This window comes from Amycolatopsis umgeniensis (assembly GCF_014205155.1).
GTDB classification, from domain to species: Bacteria; Actinomycetota; Actinomycetes; order Mycobacteriales; family Pseudonocardiaceae; genus Amycolatopsis; species Amycolatopsis umgeniensis.
In genome coordinates, this window is the sequence record NZ_JACHMX010000001.1 from 3,887,051 (window position 1) to 3,904,714 (window position 17,664).

The following is a 17,664-nucleotide window of genomic DNA, read 5'->3' on the forward strand; positions in this document are numbered from 1 at the left end:
TCATGGAATTCCAGGACGTCGTACGACGCCGTCGCATGGTCCGGAAGTTCACCGACGAGCCCGTCGCCGAGGCGAGCCTTCAGCGCATCCTGCGCAACGCGCTGAAAGGCCCCTCGGCCGGGTTCTCCCAAGGACAAGGGTTCCTCGTCCTGACCGGTGAGGAACTCGCGAAATTCTGGGAGTTCGGCGCCAGCTGGGCGCCGGAATCCGTGACCACGGCACCGGTCGCGATCGTTCCGCTCTCGGTCAAGAACGCCTACCTCGACCGCTACGCCAAGCCCGACAAGGGTTTCGCCGAGGGTGACGACTCGTGGTGGCGCGTGCCGTATTGGGACGTCGACACGGGGATGGCGACGCTGCTGATCCTGCAGACAGCGGTCGACGAAGGGCTGGGCGCGGTGTTCTTCGGCCTCGCCCCCGAAAGCGTGGAGCGCCTCCACGGCGAGTTCGGCGTGCCGGAGGATCACGACCCGATCGGTGTCGTGGCACTCGGCCACGGTGACGAGCCCGGCCCGTCACCCGGCTCTTCGGCGACGAAGATCGCTCGACGCGGCTTCGAGGACATCATCCGTTTCGGCCGTTGGTGAGGCGGTGCAGCCTGAGCGCGAGCTGGAGTTCCAGCGCGCGCTCGGGCGTCTGCCAGTGCTCGCCCAGCAGCGACGCGATGCGGTCCAGCCGCTGCACGACGGTGTTGACGTGCACGTGAAGCTGATCCTTCGCCCGCGTCAAGTTGCCGCCGCAGGCGAAATACGCCCGTAAAGTGCCGATCAGATCCGTGCCGCGACGCTCGTCGTAATCGAGCACCGGGCCGATCGTGGCCGACACGTACGCGGCGAGGTCGGCGTGTTCGCCGAGAAGCAGCCCGACGAACCCGAGGTCGGCCATGCTCGCGCCTTCACCTTCCCGGCCGAGGGCGAGCAAGGACGCCACACACCGCGCGGCCTCCGCATGGGCCTCGGCCAGTGCCCGCGGCGAGGTGGCGGGCCCCGCCGCGCCCACCGTCACCGGACAGTCCATTGTGGACGCCAGTTCGGCGGCGACGGATCTGGCCAGCGCCCCGGCGTCCTCGCCGCGGACCAGCAGGACGACCTCGTCGGCGTGGACACCGACCAGATCCGCGTGCCGGGCGGCCGCCATGGCCAGCCGTCGCCGGGAGACGTCGTCCGAATGCGCGATCAGCACCGCATGTGCTGTCGACAAGTCGACCCCGAGGCGACGGCCTCGTGCCAGCAACGCGGCGGGGTTGCGGCCCGGCGCGGTGAGCAGATCCGAGAGCAACTCCCCGCGCACCTCGTCCTCGGCCCGCGCGACGGAACGCCGCTGCATCAGCAGGACCGCGGTGACCACCCCCGCCCGCTCGAACAGCCGCCTGTCCGCCTCCCCGAGCGACCGCCCGCCACCCAGCACCAGGCTGCCGAGGAACTCCTGCCCCGCCTGGACGGCGCACAGCCAACCGTCCTCAGTGGACACGGCCCGCCCGCTCGCGCGGGACACCGACACGGCCGCACGCGAGAGTCTCAGCTCCCCGTCGGTCCGGGCCAGGACCGCGCCGTCCGCGTCGTAGACGGCGATCCCGCCGCCCAGCACGTCCGCGACCGCGGCGGCGACCTCGGCCAAGTCGCCGCCGCGCAGGACGAGATCCATCAGCCGGTCGTGCGCGTCTTCGGCACGGCGCATCGCGTCGTTGTGCGCGCTGATCGTCGCGTTGGCGGCGTTCAGCTCGGCGACCGCGCGCCGCGTCTCGTCCAGCAGATGCGCGTTGTCCAGCGCGATCGCCGCGTGGTCGGCCAGCGAAGACAGCAGCGCGACCTCCTCGGGCGAGAACTCGCGAGCGCTCCGGTCCGAGGCGAACAACACCCCGATGACCTTGCTGCCGATCGCCAGCGGCACGCCGAGAATCGCCGTCAGCCCTTCGTCGAGCACGCCGGTGTCGATCGACGAAGTGTGGTGGAACCGCTTGTCGTTGAAGTAGTCCGCCGTCGCGTACGGCCGCGCGGTCTGCGCGACCAGCCCGCCGAGCCCCTCGCCCATCCCCAGCACGATGTCCTGGAACAGCGCGGAAACCGAACCGTCGGTCACGCGGACGTAGGTGTTGCCCTCGGTCTCGTCGTTGAGGCTGAGGTACGAGACGTCCACGCCGAGCAGCGCCCGCGCGCGCCGCACGATCGACCGGAGGACGGCGTCCGGATCGTCCAGCCTGGCGAGATCGCTGGCCGTGTCGAACAGCGCGGCCAGTTCCGCCTCGCGCCGCCGGTGCTCGGCGACGGTGTCCCGGATCCGCAGCGCCAGCTCGGTGGCCTTCGGATCGACGGGGACGTGCGCCAGCTGCTCGCTGCCCGCCCCTGAGGCGAGCAGTTCGAGCAGCCGGCGCAACTGGGCGGAACTGTCCACAGCGGTCATGCTGACACGTGACTGCGCTCCGCGAGAACTTCGGAGTGCAGGGACTGCCCCTTGGTCTCACGGGCGGCGAGCAACGCGATCACGGTCAGCACGCACATCGCGACGACGTAGAGCGACACCGGGATCGTGCTGCCGAACTCCTTGAACAGCGCGACCGCGATGAGCGGCGCCACCGCACCCGCCGCGATCGACGACAGCTGCCCGCCGACCGAAAGTCCCGTGTAGCGGACCCGCGTCGGGAACTGCTCGGAGAAGAACGCGGCCTGCGGGCCGTACATCGCGCCGTGCAGCACCAGCCCGACGGTCGCCGCGAGAATGATGACACCGGAATTCTTCGTGTCGAGCATCGCGAAGAACACGAAACTCCACACCGCCATGCCGATCGCGCCGAACAGGTAGACCGGGCGGCGGCCGATGCGGTCGGAAAGAATGCCCCACAAGGGAATGGTCACGAAATGCACGGCCGAACCGATGAGCACCGCGTTGAGCCCGGCCGATTTCGGCAAACTCAATCCGGTGGTGACGTAAACGAGAATGAACGCGGTGATCACGTAGTACGAAACGTTCTCCGCCATTCGCGAACCGATCGTGATCAGCACCGCGCGCCAGTTGTTCCGGAACACCTCGACGACCGGCGCGTGCTCGGGCTTGCTCTTCTCCTGTGCCGCCAAGAACACGGGCGATTCGCTGACCGCGAGCCGGATCCACAGCCCGATCACCACGAGGACACCGGAAAGCAGGAACGGGATCCGCCAGCCCCAGCTGAGGAACGCCTCGTCGGACTGCGTCGCGGCGAGGATCGCGAGGACGGCCGTCGCGAGCAGGTTCCCGCCCGGCGCGCCGCACTGCGGCCACGACGCCCAGAACCCTCGGCGTTTGTCGTCACCGTGTTCGGAGACGATCAGCACCGCGCCGCCCCATTCGCCGCCGAGGGCGAAACCCTGCACCAGCCGCAGCAGCGTGAGCAGGATCGGCGCCAGCACGCCGACCGTCGCGTACGTCGGGAGGACACCCATCGCGCAGGTCGAGCCACCCATCAGCAGCAGGCTCAGCACCAGCAGCTTCTTGCGGCCGACCCGGTCCCCGAAGTGCCCGAACACCAGCCCGCCGATCGGCCGCGCGAGGAAACCGACGGCGTAGGTCAGGAACGCGAGCAGCGTGCCGGTCAGCGGATCGTTGGTGGGGAAGAACAATTTGCCGAACACCAGCGCCGCGGCGGAGGTGTAGAGGAAGAAGTCGTACCACTCGATCGTCGTTCCGATCAGGCTGGCACTGACCACCTTCGCGATCGAGCCACGGGGCTTTGACACGGGCGTCCCTTTCTGGGGGTTCACGCGGCGGTCCAGCCGCCGTCGAGGGGGAGGGAGGTGCCGGTGACGTGGGCGGCGGGCGTACCGCACAGCCAGAGGACGCACGCGGCGACGTCCTCGGGTTCGATGAGCCGCTTGATCGCCGAACGGGCCAGCAGGATTTGCTCGATGACGGCGTCGCGTTCGAGGCCGTGTTCTTCGGCCTGCGCCTGGAGCTGGCCGGTGACCAGCGGGGTCCGGACGTAGCCGGGGTTGACGCAGTTGCTGGTCACCCCGTGTTCGGCGCCTTCGAGCGCGGTGACCTTGGAAAGTCCTTCGAGCGCGTGCTTCGCGGTGACGTACGCGGATTTGAACGGGCTCGCGCGGAGACCGTGGACGCTCGACATGTTGACCACGCGGCCCCAGCCGCGGTCGTACATCCGCGGCAGCACGTGGCGGATGAGCAGGAACGGCGCGGTGACCATGAGCGCCTGGATACGGGTGAACGTCTCCGGCGGAAACTCGTGGATCGGCGCGATGTGCTGGAAACCGGCGTTGTTGACGAGGATGTCGATCTCGGCCGGGAGCGTCTCGATGGCCCGGCCGTCGGTGAGGTCGACGACGTGCGCGATGCCGTTGACGTCGGCCGCCGCCTTCTCGACGGCGTCGTCGATGTCGACGAGGTGGACCTTGGCCCCGGCCTCGGCGAGCGCTCCGGCGCACGCCAGGCCGATACCGCTCGCCGCGCCCGTGACCAGCGCGGACTTACCGGCCAGATCGCTGTGATACGCACCACTCATGCCGGACGACGTTAGGTCGCCCGGCCCGCTTAAGCCATGTGGTCACGCGCTACACCTGCTCGAGATCCCGTGTGGGATCTCACCAGGGTCAGCCCGCCGCGTCCGAGATGGACTTCGCCTCGCGAGCACCGGCCTCGAACGCTTCGCACGAGAAGAGCAGCCAAGACCGGACACCCTCGGGAGTCCCGCCAGCGAACGTCGTAGCGGCCTCGATGTACTTCGGCACACGCCGGAAGTACGCGACCTCGGGCACCGTCAGCGCCTTCGGGTCCAGCCCGGTCGCCACCGCCGAGAGCCGGGCCGCCGCCCGCGCGACAACACCGTCCGCGGAGCCGAAAGGCTTCAGTGCCAACAGTTCCCCGTGCACGACGGCGGTCAGCACCGGCCCCGGGACCGACGTCGCACCGGTGACCAGTTGCGCCAGCATCTCCAGCCGCGGCCCGACGTCGCCCGACGACCGCGGCCGCCCCAGCGCGTCGAGATCCGCCACCAGATCCGACGCGGCGAGGACGTGAAGTCGCGCCAACGCCTGCAGCGGCGCGCGCCGCCACGTCGGGAGCAGGCCCTCCAACGCCTCCGCGACACGCAACGCGCCCGCCAGCACCGGATCGGTCACCTCACCGGATTCCGGCAGTTCGGGCGCGGCGCCTTCGATCCCGGCCGACGCGCGCGCCGACCGCACGGACGCTTCGGCGGCCGTCGCCGCGCCGCCGCGCAGGTTGGCCGGCAGCCGGTGGACGGCGAACACCGCGTCCTGAGCCGATTTCGCGGCCGCCGCGACACCCTCGAGGTCCAGCAGCGGCTTCAGCGGATCCGTCACGCGTCCAGCACCTGCCCCGCGCGCCGGACCACCGGCGCCTGCACGGACCACGGGAAGTTGATCCACAGATCCGTGTGCTTCCAGACGTACTCGCATTTGACCTCGGAGCGCGGCTTCTCGTAGACGACCGCGCAACGCACCTCGGCGACGTGGTCGGCGCAGAAGTCACGGACCAGCTTCAACGTCGCGCCGGTGTCCGCCACGTCGTCGGCGACGAGCACCTTCTTCTTCGTCAGGTCGACGACGTTCGGCACCGGCGGCAGCATCACCGGCAGGTCGAGGCGCTGATCGACGCCGGTGTAGAACTCGACGTTCATCACGTGCAGGTTCTTCACGTCCAGCGCGTAGCCGAGCGCGCCGGCGACGAACAGCCCGCCGCGCGCGATCGACAGGATCAGGTCCGGCTCGAACCCGTCGTCGGCGACGGTCTGCGCCAGATCCCTGCTGGCCGTCCCGAACAACTCCCAGGTGAGCTCTTCCCGCTCTTCGGCCATGGTGCCTCGCCTTCGTCGATCGTTCCCGCGAGCATAGGCAACGCCCGAGTGGCCTTCTCGAATGCTTCGAAACTGGCTATCCAGTAAGGCCATTGCCAGGACGTAGCGTCGGGACCGTGAACGACTGGAACGACCACGCGACCTTGACCGGCGAACGCGTCCGCCTCGAACCCCTCACCCGCGACCACGCCAAAGGCCTGTTCGAGGCCGGATCCGACCCGGCGATCTGGACCTGGCTCAGCCTCCGGCAACCGGAAGACCTCGCCGCGGCCGAAGCGATGGTCGAAGGCATCCTCGGCGACCCGGCCCGCCGCGCCTGGGCGCAGATCGACGCGCGCACCGGCGAGGTCGCGGGAACGACGTCGTTCTACGCGATGGACGCACGCCACAAGATCATTTCCCTCGGCTACACCTGGATCGGTTCCGCGTGGCAGCGGACCGGGCTCAACCGCGAGTCGAAACTCCTGTTGCTGCGCCACGCTTTCGACGACCTCGGCGCGAACCGCGTCTCGTGGGAGACCGACATCAACAACCTGAAGTCACAGAAGGCGATCGAACGCCTCGGCGCGCAACGGGAAGGCGTGCTGCGCGCGCATCGCGTCCGGCCCGACGGAACCATCCGTGACACCGTTGTCTACTCCCTCACCGGACCTGAATGGCCCGCGGTCCGCACCGCTTTGTCCTCAAGCGTGTGAATGCCGCGCGCAACCGCGATGCAACCTTTTACTTCGCGTCGTAACGTCGATAGCGTGCCAACGGGCGTGAAGACACGCGAATCACAGGAGGCATCGCACCATGACCGAGCAGTCGCCGGCGCTGGACAATTTGCTCACGGAGAGCAGGACCTTCCCCCCGAGTGAGGCTTTCAGCGCGCAAGCGAATGCCACCGCCGACTTCTACGCCGAAGCCGACGCGGACCGGGAAGCGTTCTGGGCCAAGCAGGCCGAGCGCCTCCACTGGGACACGAAGTGGTCGCAGGTACTGGACTGGACCAATGCCCCGGTCGCGAAGTGGTTCGTGGGCGGGAAGCTGAACGTCGCCTACAACTGCGTCGACCGCCACGTCGTCGACGGGCACGGCGACCAGGTCGCCATCCACTGGGTCGGCGAGCCCGGCGACAACCGCGACATCACCTACGCGCAGCTGAAGGACGAGGTTTCCCGGGCGGCGAACGCCTTCGAGTCCCTCGGCCTGTCCGCGGGCGACCGCGTCGCCATCCAGATGCCGATGGTGCCCGAAGCGATCTTCGCGATGCTCGCGTGCGCCCGCATCGGCGTTCTGCACAGTGTCGTCTTCGGTGGTTTTTCCCCGACAGCGCTGCGATCCCGGGTGGACGACCAGGCGGCGCGGATCGTCATCACCACCGACGGCCAGTACCGCCGCGGCAAGGCCGCGCCGATGAAGGCCAATGTCGACGAAGCGCTCGAAGGCGCCGAATCGGTCGAGAAGGTCATCGTCGTCCGCCGCACCGGCGACGAGGTGCCCATCACCGAAGGCCGCGACCTCTGGTGGCACGAACTGGTCGACGGCCAGTCCGCGGAGCACACGCCGCAGGCGTTCGACTCCGAGCACCCGCTCTTCATCCTCTACACCTCCGGCACCACCGGGAAGCCGAAGGGCATCCTGCACACCTCCGGCGGTTACCTGACCCAGGCCGCGTACACGCACCACAACGTCTTCGACCACAAGGCAGGCGAGGACGTCTACTGGTGCACCGCCGACATCGGCTGGATCACCGGGCACACGTACATCGTGTACGGGCCGCTGGCGAACCGGACGACTCAGGTCGTCTACGAAGGCACGCCGAACACCCCGCACGAAGGCCGCCACTGGGAGATCGTGCAGCAGCACAAGGTCTCCATCTACTACACCGCGCCCACGTTGATCCGCACGTTCATGAAGTGGGGCAACGAGATCCCGGAGAAGTACGACCTGTCCTCGCTGCGCGTGCTCGGCAGCGTCGGCGAGCCGATCAACCCCGAGGCGTGGATCTGGTACCGCGAGAACGTCGGCGCGAACTCGGCGCCGATCGTCGACACCTGGTGGCAGACCGAGACCGGCGGGATCATGATCTCGCCGCTGCCGGGCGTCACCTCCACGAAGCCGGGCTCCGCGCAGAAGGCGCTGCCGGGCATCTCGGCGAAGGTCGTCGACGACCAGGGCGTCGAGGTCGGCAAGGGTGGCGGCGGCTACCTGGTGCTCGACAAGCCGTGGCCTGGCATGCTGCGCGGTATCTGGGGCGACGAGGAGCGGTTCCGCGACACCTACTGGTCCCGTTTCCGCGACCAGGGCTACTACTTCGCCGGTGACGGCGCGAAGTACGACGCCGACGGCGACATCTGGCTACTGGGCCGGGTCGACGACGTGATGAACGTGTCCGGGCACCGCATCTCGACCACCGAGGTCGAGTCCGCGCTCGTCTCGCATCCGACGGTCGCCGAGGCCGCCGTCGTCGGCGCGACCGACCCGACCACCGGGCAGGGCATCGTCGCGTTCGTCATCCTGCGCGGGAACGCGGTCGACGGCGGCGAGCAGGCGGTGCAGGAGCTGCGCAACCACGTCGCCAAGGAGATCGGGCCGATCGCGAAGCCGCGGCAGATCCTGGTCGTGCAGGAACTGCCGAAGACGCGGTCCGGCAAGATCATGCGCCGCCTGCTGCGCGACGTCGCCGAGAACCGCCAGGTCGGCGACGTCACCACGCTGGCCGACTCGTCGGTGATGGACCTGATCTCGTCGGGCCTGAAGTCCGGCAAGTCCGAGGAGTAACCCTCCGACGCGACATGAAAGGCCCGTTACTCGCGAATTTCGCGAGTAACGGGCCTTTCATCGCACCGGTCAGGCGGGCTCGACGGCCAGCCAAAGTTCACAAGTGGCGGTCCCGAAGTCGTCCGAGTGCTCCAGGATCGTGACGATCGACGGCCCCGGCCGCAGCCGCCACGGGTTGGACGGGAACCATTCGGTCGCCGTCGCCGCCCACACCTTCTGCAGTGCCTCCGGATGCGGGCCGTCGGTACGGAAGACCGCCCACCGCCCGGACGGCACCTCGATGACGTCGAGATCGCCGGGGGCGTCACCGGTGACGGCGACCCCGTGCAGGTAGGTCAGCTCGGCGCCGTCCGGGTCGAGGGCGTCGCTGACCTGCAGCAGGCCCGGCGGTTCGGTGTCGCTGAGCGCTTTCAGCCGGGCGTGCGCCTCCGGCGGCAGCGCGGTGATGTGCCGCTGGATGTGCGGGTTGACGCCCCGGTGGACGAGCGGGACGCGGGTCGCGTGCCCGACGAGCCGGAAAGCGGGACGGTCGACGATACGGGTTTCCATGGGGATGCTCCCTTCGACGCTCAGGCGGAACCTGAGCCGCGGTTGTGTGCGAAGGGGACCTCCGTCTCGGCGGACCTCACCGGGACCGGCACCGTGGACCGCCCGGAACGCCCTGCCGAACGCCTCGGCCGAGCCGTAGCCGTACCGGACGGCGATGGTCAGCAGATCGCCCTCGCCACGGACGACGTCGGCGACGGCGGCAGTCATGCGGCGACGGCGGACGTACTCCGACAGCGACATTCCCGCCAGCGACGAGAACATCCGGCGCAGGTGGTACTCGGTCGTGCCGGACGCGCCGGCCAGCCCCGTGACGTCGAGGTCGTCCGCGAGGTGCTCTTCCACCAGATCGACGAGCCGGTTGAGTGCCGAGATCACGAGGCCTCCCTTCGCCGTCGACTCTGACGGAACGCGACCGGACCGCGCCCGATAGTCGCGGACCGATCCGATCATGCGACACGCTTAGCACACCCTGCCGCGCGACAGTCGAACGCCTGTTCTAGGATGTGCCGGGTACCACCCCATACCCGGGCAAGGAGACGACACCGACGATGACCGTGGATGCCATGACACGCACTGACGCCGTGTCCGAAGAAGCGGCTACCGAAGCGCCCGTCGACTCGACGCCGCAGGCGGAGACCACCTCGGAGACCACCGAGGCCAAGACCGAGACCCCGGAAAACCCGGAGGCCCCCGCCGAGAACACGGCGGAGTCCCCCAAGCCCAAGCGTGGCCGCCCGAAGGTCGCCACGACGGCGAAGAAGACCCGCACCGTCGAGCTGACCCTCACGGTCACCGGTACCGCCGACGGCGAGTGGCAGGCCGAGCTCAAGAACGGCAGCAAGTGGGTCGCGAAGGGCCTGGAGATCCCGGCCGCCGCCGTATCCCGCGCCGCCAAGGAACTGCACGCGGACCTGTCGGGCCCGATCGACGAGGTCATCAACGCCGCTCGCGAGCTGCAGGCCGCGAAGGTCGCCCAGCTCGAGGCCGAGCTGGAGAAGGCGAAGCTGGCCCTGGCCGAGCTGGACGCGTAAGACTTTCCTCCCGACCGGGGCGGACGCTGGAGACTTCAGTGCCCGCCCCGGTTTCTTTACCCCGAGATCGGCGGCCGTGAGGGCAGCGGCGTCTTGAACTCGATCCATCGACTGTCCACAATGGCCTCAACGCTGTGCGGGACACCGCGCGGGTGGACGATCGTCTCACCCACCTCGAGCGTGACCTCCCGGCCGTCGAGCGTGCCACGCAGCGAGCCCGAGACCAGGTACACGATGCTGTCGTGATCGTGGCTGTGCACGGGAGAAGCGACGCCCGCCGGGTAGAAGATCTCGTACGCCAGCCCGCCTTCCGCCGCGGCTGCCGTCCGGAACCGGCCCTGTCCGCCGATCAGCGGCAGACCCTCCACTGTGGACATCGGCCGCCAGGTCATCGCACGCTTTCCATGGCCGTCGCCTCCTCGCGGTCCGGGTCACGGGCGAGCACCACACCGATGATGGTCACCACCGCGGTCGCGAGCAAGTAGACGCCGATCGCGAGCCAGGTGTCGAAGCCGGCGAGCAGCGCCGTGAACAGCAACGGCGCGGGCGCCCCGCCGATCACCCCGGCGAGGGTGTAGGCCAGCGAGCTGCCGGTGTAGCGCAGACGCGGCGAGAACTGCTCGGTGACCAGCGCGGCCTGCGGACCGTAGAGCGCGGCGTGGATGACGAGCGCGAGCACGATGCCGATCGCCAGCATCGCGAACGAACCGCCGCTGACCATCGGGAAGAACACGAACGGCCAGATCCCGGCGGCGATGGTCGCCACCAGGTACATCCTGCGGCGCGAAATCCGGTCCGAAAGCGCGCCGAACAAGGGCATCAGCACCAGCTGGAACGCCGAACCGATCATCACCGCGGCCAGTCCGGCGCCGCGCGAGAGGCCGGTGTGCGTGGTGACGTAGGTGAGGACGAAGACGGTGAACAGCGCGTAGAGCACGTCCGGGCAGACGCGGATCAGCACGGCCGCCACCAGCGCGCGGCGTTCGGTGCGGAAGACCTCGGAGATCGGCGCCGACGAACGTTCTCCGCGCTCCTGGATCTGCTTGAAGACCGGCGTTTCCTCCAGTTTCAGGCGGATCCACAGGCCGAACACGACCAGCACACCCGACAGCAGGAACGCGATCCGCCAGCCCCAGCTGTTGAACTGGTCCTCGGTGAGCAGCGCGGCCAATACGGCGAGGACGCCGTTCGCGAGCAGGTTGCCCGCGGGCGGGCCGATCTGCGCGGCCGATGCCCAGAACCCGCGTTTATCCGGATCCCCGAACTCACTCGACAGCAGGACGGCGCCACCCCATTCACCGCCGATGCCGACACCCTGGGCGAAGCGCAGCGCCACCAGCAGGATGGCCGCGAAGCCGCCGATGCTCTCGTAGGTGGGCAGGACACCGATGAGGAAAGTCGCGACACCGGTGAGCACGAGGGTCATGACCAGGATGCGCTTGCGGCCGAGCACGTCGCCGAGGCGGCCGAAGATGAACCCGCCGAGCGGACGGGCGAGGTAGCCGACGGCGTAGGTGGAGAACGCCGCCATCGTGCTCGCGAGCTGGTCCTCCGAGGGGAAGAAGAGCTGCCCGAAGATCGTCGCGGCCGCCACCGAGTAGGCCGCGAAGTCGTACCACTCGAGCGCTGTTCCCGAGAGGCTGGCCGCGAAGGCCTTGTGCAGCGAGCGCCGGTCACCGGCTGGTGAGGTCATGTCCACATCCCGTCCGTCGGAGGTCCTCAACCCCGCCGGGAGGGGTTGAATTGCGGATATACTCCTTGTATACAAGCTGTATGCGCAACCCCCAATCTCGGAGGACAGATGCCTGAGCTGCGTTTCACCCTTCCCGACGGCCAGGAGCGGCGGACCGAGGTCCACACGCTGCTGAACGCCGGATACGCCGGCCGCAGCCAGGAAGACGTCGCCGCCCATGTGGCCGAACTGGCCGAACTCGGTGTCCCGGCACCCTCGGTGATCCCGGCGCTCTACCCTGTCGCGCCGTACCTGGCGAGCCAGACCGAAGAGGTCCCGGTGCAGCACGAGCGGACCTCCGGCGAGGCCGAGTGGGCCCTCGTCATCACCGGCCCCGCGCCCGAGGACGTCCTCCTGACCGCCGCCTGCGACCACACCGACCGCGCGCTCGAGGCGCACGGCGTCGCGTGGAGCAAGAACGCCGGCCCCGACGTCCTGGCCGCCAAGGCGTGGCGCCTCGTCGACGTCCAGGACCGCCTCGACGAGCTCACGCTGTCCGCCTGGGCAGGGGAAACCCTGATCCAGCAAGGAAAACTCGCGGAGCTGCTGCCGCCGTCGTACTGGCTGGACGTCCTGCGCGAACGCGACCTGTACGCCTCGGGCACGGTGCTGATCTCGGGGACGATCCCGATGGTGCAAGGTGTCGACCAGTTCGCCGATTCCTGGCGCGTGGAACTGGGCGATCCGGCGACCGGCGAGACGATCGACCTCGCCTACACCGTGCGGCGGCTGCCCGAACCGATCGGCTGAAGCAGCTCGCCGAGGAAGGCCCGGTACTCGGCCTTCATCGGCAGCTCGCGCTCCACGCGGACGCGGCGGCGGGTCGCGGAGACCTCGATCCCGCGCACCGGGTCGAAACCGGTGCGTTCGTAGGTCTCCCAGTACAGCCCGACGCCGCGTCGCTGCCAGGTGGGGACTTCGGCGAAATTGACGCCGTGCGCGAAGAGCAGCTCGTTCTTCTCGGCGGTGCCCGCGCCTTCGATGGCGGCTCCGGCCTCACTCGCCGATTTGCCCGCCTTGCGCAGGATCCAGTAGCACCAGCCGTTGAGCGCGCAGCGGGTCGCGTCCGCCTGGCGCCACGAGAAGTAGTCGACGACGTCGTCCGCCGTCGTGCCGAGCCAGACCCGGCCGTCGAAATGCGCGGGCACTCCGGCGGCGTGGGTGAACGCGGCCGACGCGACCCCCGCGGAGATCGACACGAGCTTCTCGACACCCCGGCCGAAGAGGTCGGTGGCGGGGTCGAGAAGGACCGAGATCTCGTCGCTTTCCGTGTAGACGTAAGGCGAGGCGAATTCCGCGAGCAAGGCGTTCGCGGTCTCGACCATGCACTCACCGAACCGGGGATCGAACGGCTTCTCGAACCGCGCTTCGGTGAACTTGGAGAATCCCCTGCCGTCGACGCGGAGCACCGTCCAGGAGCCAGGAGGCACTGTCAGGCCGTGGAACCACTCGCGTTCCCGTTGCCGCGCTTCGAAACCGCCGGACTCCACGGTCACCCCCGTTCCACGACGAAACCGCCCTCGCCGTCGAAAGCGACGGTGTACAGCTCGTCGAAACCGTCCTCGGCGCCAGGTCGCCTGAGGCGTTTGAGCGTCGCATACAGACCGACGTCCGGCACCCGGGTTTTCCTTTTCCTGAGCGCGTTGCGTTCCTTCGACCCGTCGAGATCGGGCGGGAACCAGTAGCCGTCGACCCGCGCGCCGTACCGCCTGGCGACTTCGATCAGCGGCGCCCATTCCGCCGGCGACGGGTTGGTGTTGTCCACGACCACCGAACGGCCGTCTTCGAGCGCCTCGGCCAGCATCCGCAGTTGCCGGACCTGCGGACGGCGGGCGTTGGGGAAGGTGTCCTTGCTGACGTGGACGTGCGTACCCGCGAACTCCCGCCGGAAGAACGTCGTCTTCCCGGACGCCTGGAGCCCGATCAAGATCACCACTTCGGCCACGCGAACAACCTAGCCGACGAGTTAGGTAAGGCAATAGTCAATAAGGATTGCCTGCATTGACCGAAAAGGTTTCCTCTCGCCGATTCCCGTTCTTCGTGTTTCACTGAAACGGTGACCGAAACCGTATCGACCGAACATCCCCATGAACCGCACGCGGATCTCGGCGGCAAGCTGAACTGGCTGCGCGCCGGGGTCCTCGGCGCGAACGACGGGATCGTGTCGGTGGCGGGCATCGTGGTCGGCGTCGCGGGCGCGACCACCGACTCCACCGTGATCGCGACAGCGGGAATCGCGGGCCTGGTCGCCGGCGCGCTTTCCATGGCGGGCGGCGAATACGTCTCGGTGAGCACACAACGCGACACCGAACGCGCGCAGTTACGCCTGGAAAAGCGCGAACTGAAAGAGATGCCCGAAGCCGAAGAACGGGAACTCGCGGAAATCTACGAGGCGAAGGGCCTTTCCCGGGAACTCGCCGACGAGGTCGCCCGCGAGCTGACCGAAAAGGACGCGCTGCAGGCACACGCCGAGGCCGAACTCGGCATCGATCCGGACAATCTGACCAGCCCGTGGCAGGCGGCGTGGGCGTCGCTGGTGGCGTTCACCGTCGGCGCGCTGCTGCCGCTGCTGTCGATCGCGTGGACGTCGACCTCGGCACGGGTCTGGGCGTGCGCCTCGGCGGTCGTGGTCGGGCTGGCGCTGACAGGTTTCCTCAGCGCGAAACTCGGCGACGCTCACGTCGGCCGCGCCATCGCGCGGAACGTCGGCGTCGGCGCGCTGACGATGCTGGTGACCTACTACGTCGGCGTGCTGTTCGGCGTCAGTGTCGCATAGCTGAAGGGCCCCTTCCCCGCATGTGACGCAGCGAAAGGGCCCTTCACCGCGTCCTATGCGGTGAAGGGCCCTTTCAGCACCTCCGAGGGTCGCTCGTCAGCGCGGGCGGAAGAACGTCTAGTGGACGCCCTTCATCAGCTTGCGGATCATCGGCGTCGCGAGCAGAAGCGCGACACCGACGACGATGGCGACACCGCCGACGATGCTGAAGTACGGCGCTTCGTCGTCCACCGAGTAGTACTCGGCGAGCTTTCCGGACATCGCCGTGCCGAGTGAGATGGACAGGAAGTTCAGCGCCACCATCTGCGTACGGAAAGCGTCCGGCGCGAGTTTGGTCGAAAGCGAAAGGCCGACCGGCGAAAGCATCAGTTCCGCCATGGTGAACACGAACAGGATGCCCGCCAGCGCGAGCAGCGGACTGGCGTTCTTGCCGCTGCCGACCATCGGGAGGAACAGCAGGAACGCCACGCCCATGACGACCGTGCCGAGGACGAACTTGACCGGCGAAGACGGCTGCCGTGAGCCGAGTTTCGTCCAGATCGCCGCGATCACCGGCGCGAACAGGATGATGAACACCGGGTTGATCGAGTTGACCCACGCCACCGGCATCTCCCAGCCGAAGACGGTGCGGTTCAGCCGCTCGTCGGTGTAGGCCGCGACGACGGTGAATTGTTGCTGGTACAGCGAGAAGAACGCCGCGCTCGCGATGAACATCGGGATGAAGGAGTACACCCGGCTGCGTTCTTCGGAGGTGATCTTCTTGCTGCTGATGATCACCACGAAGTAGATCACCGAGATCACCGCGACGGTCCAGACGACGACGTCGACCAGGTTCGCCGGGTTGATCACGCCGAAGACCACGAGCAGCACGATCGCCGCGACACCGGCGACGGTGCCGAGGTAGACCAGCGGACGCTGCGAGGCGGGCAGCGGGTTGGGGATCTCGCTCGCCTTCTCGCCGAGGTTCTTGCGGCCGATCGTGTACTGGGTCAGGCCGAGCGCCATCCCGACCGCGGCCAGCCCGAAGCCGATGTGGAAGCCGAGTTCGCTCTGCGCGAGCCCGGTCAGCAGCGGTCCGACGAAACCACCGATGTTCACGCCCATGTAGAAGATCGTGAAACCGCCGTCGCGACGCTCGTCACCCTTGGCGTACAGCGTCCCGACGATGGCCGTGGCGTTGGACTTCAGCCCGCCACTGCCGACGGCGACGCAGAAGAGACCCACGGCGATGCCCGCCAGTCCGGGCAGGATCGCCAGGCTGATGTGGCCGACCATGATCAGGATCGCGCTGTAGAACAGCGTCCGTTCGGAGCCGAGCACGCGGTCCGCGACCCAGGCGCCGATCACCGCCGACAGGTAGACCATGCCGCCGTACGCGCCGACGATGCCGAGCGCGGAGGCCTTCGGCAGCGCGAGGCCGCCCTGACTGACTTCGTAGTAGAGGTAGATCGGGAGGATGCCGAGCATCCCGTAATACGAGAACCGCTCCCACATCTCGACGCCGAAGAGGTTCGCCAGCCCTCGTGGGTGCCCGAAGAACCTCGTGTCTTGCTGGACCTCGGTAGAGGTACTCACCATGCCGTCCTTATCGAAGACATCGTTGTCGTTTTCCGTTCACATGCTAGAAGTCCAGCATGTGGAACTGACACCGACATCCGGATGGATCTTGTGGCCGCTGTCATGAAGAGATGAAGTCCGCAGCTCCAGGCATTAAAATCGAGTCAAGGTGCGCCGGGAAGTCTGGTCGGCAACAGTATTCGTGTTGCCGAAAACCGGAGGATGCCGTGTCCGGCCCCAACCGTCCCGCGAAAGCCGTCGTCGCCGACTTCGCCCGCTATCTCCGCACCGAGACCACCGGCGGGCTGATCCTGCTCGGCGCCACCGCGATCGCCCTGCTCTGGGCGAATTCGCCCATCGACGACCTTTACCGCGCGATCCGCGATTTCCGGCTCGGCCCCGAGTTCCTCCACTTGAATCTGACGATCGGCGATTGGGCCAAAGACGGTCTGCTCGCGCTGTTCTTCTTCGTCGCGGGCCTCGAACTCAAACGCGAGCTCGTGGTCGGCGAGCTCTCCCGGTTCAAGCAGGCGATCCTTCCGGTGGTCGCCGCTATCGGCGGCATGATCGTCCCGGCGCTGGTCGCGCTCGCCGTCGGCTGGGGAGCGCCGGGCATCGAACGCGCGTGGGCCATCCCGGTCGCCACGGACATCGCGTTCGCGCTCGGCGTCCTCGCCCTGACCGCGTCGAACCTGCCGAGCAGCGCCCGGGTCTTCCTGCTCTCGCTGGCGGTGGTGGACGACCTCGGCGCGATCCTCGTCATCGCGATCCTGTTCACCGCGAAGTTCGACCTCGTCGCCGCGGGCGTCGCCGTTGTCGCTCTCGCGCTCTACGCCTACCTCCAGCACCGCCGCGTCCGCAGCGCCTGGATCTACGTGCCGCTGGCCCTGATCACCTGGGTCGCGGTGCACTCGGCGGGTATCCACGCCACCATCGCCGGCGTCGCGCTCGGCCTGCTCACGCGCGTCCGCGCCGACTCCGGCGAGGAGCACGCGCCCGCCGTCCGCCTCGAACACCGGCTGCAACCGTGGTCGGCCGCGGTCGCCGTGCCGTTGTTCGCGCTGTTCGCGGCCGGGATCAAAGTGGACGGTGAGTCGCTCGGCGCGGTGTTCACCACGGCGTTGCCGCTGGCCGTGCTGGCCGGTCTGATCGGCGGGAAACTGATCGGGATCTTCGGTGCCAGCCTGCTCGCGGTGAAGTTCAAACTGGCGGAAAAACCCAGGGGGATGGGCTGGCGGGACATCGGGGCGCTGTCGATGCTCGGCGGTGTCGGGTTCACCGTGAGCCTGCTGATCGCCGATCTCGCGCTCGACGGGGAAGCCGTCGAACTGGCGAAGGCGGCCGTGCTGATCGCCTCGGCCATCGCCTCGCTTTCGGCCGCCGCGATGCTCCTGCACCGCAGCCGGGTGCACGCGCGTGAGGATTAGCACGCGACACTCGCCGGTCCGCC

General features: G+C 68.3%; 18 protein-coding genes. 7 read left to right on the top strand and 11 right to left on the bottom strand.

What is annotated here, in order from left to right:
* The first annotated feature begins 2 nt into the window (after positions 1 to 2).
* The gene (locus HDA45_RS17955; protein ID WP_184896806.1) at positions 3 to 587 is read left to right on the top strand and encodes a nitroreductase family protein; all 585 of its coding nucleotides are present in this window, start codon (positions 3 to 5) and stop codon (positions 585 to 587) included.
* On the opposite strand, the gene HDA45_RS17960 is transcribed toward HDA45_RS17955, so the two are convergent.
* From HDA45_RS17960 to HDA45_RS17980, 5 genes are all read right to left on the bottom strand, one after another.
* Complete coding sequence (locus HDA45_RS17960; RefSeq protein WP_184896808.1) at positions 565 to 2,400, bottom strand: helix-turn-helix domain-containing protein; 1,836 nt, start codon at positions 2,398 to 2,400, stop codon at positions 565 to 567. The two genes, HDA45_RS17955 and HDA45_RS17960, sit on opposite strands and share 23 nt — an antisense overlap.
* The gene (locus tag HDA45_RS17965; protein WP_184896810.1) at positions 2,397 to 3,710 is read right to left on the bottom strand and encodes an MFS transporter; all 1,314 of its coding nucleotides are present in this window, start codon (positions 3,708 to 3,710) and stop codon (positions 2,397 to 2,399) included. The genes HDA45_RS17960 and HDA45_RS17965 overlap by 4 nt, the downstream gene beginning before the upstream one ends.
* A 20-nt stretch (positions 3,711 to 3,730) precedes the next feature.
* A complete protein-coding gene (locus HDA45_RS17970; protein ID WP_184896812.1) occupies positions 3,731 to 4,489 on the bottom strand; it encodes a 3-hydroxybutyrate dehydrogenase in 759 nt (252 codons plus the stop codon).
* Between the two features lie 88 nt (positions 4,490 to 4,577).
* Positions 4,578 to 5,309: a Fic family protein gene (locus tag HDA45_RS17975; protein WP_184896814.1), complete on the bottom strand. Its 732-nt coding sequence runs from the start codon at positions 5,307 to 5,309 to the stop codon at positions 4,578 to 4,580.
* Complete coding sequence (locus HDA45_RS17980; RefSeq protein WP_184896816.1) at positions 5,306 to 5,803, bottom strand: phosphoribosyltransferase; 498 nt, start codon at positions 5,801 to 5,803, stop codon at positions 5,306 to 5,308. Before HDA45_RS17980 ends, HDA45_RS17975 begins: the two co-directional genes overlap by 4 nt.
* 116 nt (positions 5,804 to 5,919) lie before the next feature.
* On the opposite strand from HDA45_RS17980, the gene HDA45_RS17985 reads away from it, so the two are divergent.
* Together HDA45_RS17985 and acs are read left to right on the top strand one after the other, a co-directional pair.
* Positions 5,920 to 6,498 (top strand): GNAT family N-acetyltransferase, encoded by a 579-nt coding sequence (locus HDA45_RS17985; protein WP_184896818.1) that lies wholly within the window; start codon positions 5,920 to 5,922, stop codon positions 6,496 to 6,498.
* A 100-nt stretch (positions 6,499 to 6,598) separates the two neighbouring features.
* Positions 6,599 to 8,569: an acetate--CoA ligase gene (acs, locus tag HDA45_RS17990; RefSeq protein WP_184896820.1), complete on the top strand. Its 1,971-nt coding sequence runs from the start codon at positions 6,599 to 6,601 to the stop codon at positions 8,567 to 8,569.
* A 69-nt stretch (positions 8,570 to 8,638) separates the two neighbouring features.
* Here acs and HDA45_RS17995 read toward each other — a convergent pair whose 3' ends face one another.
* Positions 8,639 to 9,493 carry a GyrI-like domain-containing protein gene (locus tag HDA45_RS17995; RefSeq protein WP_184896822.1) on the bottom strand — a complete coding sequence of 285 codons (855 nt, stop codon included), beginning with the start codon at positions 9,491 to 9,493 and terminating at the stop codon, positions 8,639 to 8,641.
* 173 nt (positions 9,494 to 9,666) lie between these two features.
* Between HDA45_RS17995 and HDA45_RS18000 the strand changes: the two genes are divergently transcribed.
* Positions 9,667 to 10,149, top strand: coding sequence for a DUF6319 family protein (locus HDA45_RS18000; protein ID WP_184896824.1), 483 nt, complete (start codon positions 9,667 to 9,669; stop codon positions 10,147 to 10,149).
* Positions 10,150 to 10,205: 56 nt separating this feature from the next.
* On the opposite strand, the gene HDA45_RS18005 is transcribed toward HDA45_RS18000, so the two are convergent.
* Both HDA45_RS18005 and HDA45_RS18010 read right to left on the bottom strand, forming a co-directional pair.
* Positions 10,206 to 10,541 (bottom strand): cupin domain-containing protein, encoded by a 336-nt coding sequence (locus HDA45_RS18005; protein WP_184896826.1) that lies wholly within the window; start codon positions 10,539 to 10,541, stop codon positions 10,206 to 10,208.
* Positions 10,538 to 11,842 carry an MFS transporter gene (locus tag HDA45_RS18010; RefSeq protein ID WP_184896828.1) on the bottom strand — a complete coding sequence of 435 codons (1,305 nt, stop codon included), beginning with the start codon at positions 11,840 to 11,842 and terminating at the stop codon, positions 10,538 to 10,540. Before HDA45_RS18010 ends, HDA45_RS18005 begins: the two co-directional genes overlap by 4 nt.
* Positions 11,843 to 11,950: 108 nt before the next feature.
* Between HDA45_RS18010 and HDA45_RS18015 the strand changes: the two genes are divergently transcribed.
* A complete protein-coding gene (locus tag HDA45_RS18015) occupies positions 11,951 to 12,631 on the top strand; it encodes a DUF2848 domain-containing protein (RefSeq protein WP_184896830.1) in 681 nt (226 codons plus the stop codon).
* Here the strand turns inward: HDA45_RS18015 and HDA45_RS18020 are convergent.
* The gene (locus HDA45_RS18020; RefSeq protein ID WP_343072094.1) at positions 12,595 to 13,377 is read right to left on the bottom strand and encodes a tRNA(His) guanylyltransferase Thg1 family protein; all 783 of its coding nucleotides are present in this window, start codon (positions 13,375 to 13,377) and stop codon (positions 12,595 to 12,597) included. The genes HDA45_RS18015 and HDA45_RS18020 overlap by 37 nt on opposite strands.
* A complete protein-coding gene (locus HDA45_RS18025; protein ID WP_184896832.1) occupies positions 13,374 to 13,826 on the bottom strand; it encodes an AAA family ATPase in 453 nt (150 codons plus the stop codon). The genes HDA45_RS18020 and HDA45_RS18025 overlap by 4 nt, the downstream gene beginning before the upstream one ends.
* A 111-nt stretch (positions 13,827 to 13,937) precedes the next feature.
* Between HDA45_RS18025 and HDA45_RS18030 the strand changes: the two genes are divergently transcribed.
* Complete coding sequence (locus HDA45_RS18030; protein ID WP_184896834.1) at positions 13,938 to 14,657, top strand: VIT1/CCC1 transporter family protein; 720 nt, start codon at positions 13,938 to 13,940, stop codon at positions 14,655 to 14,657.
* Positions 14,658 to 14,774: 117 nt separating this feature from the next.
* Here the strand turns inward: HDA45_RS18030 and HDA45_RS18035 are convergent, their stop codons facing one another.
* Positions 14,775 to 16,235, bottom strand: coding sequence for a peptide MFS transporter (locus tag HDA45_RS18035; RefSeq protein WP_184896836.1), 1,461 nt, complete (start codon positions 16,233 to 16,235; stop codon positions 14,775 to 14,777).
* 206 nt (positions 16,236 to 16,441) lie between these two features.
* On the opposite strand from HDA45_RS18035, the gene nhaA reads away from it, so the two are divergent.
* Complete coding sequence (nhaA, locus tag HDA45_RS18040) at positions 16,442 to 17,641, top strand: Na+/H+ antiporter NhaA (protein ID WP_184896838.1); 1,200 nt, start codon at positions 16,442 to 16,444, stop codon at positions 17,639 to 17,641.
* Positions 17,642 to 17,664: the final 23 nt, after the last annotated feature.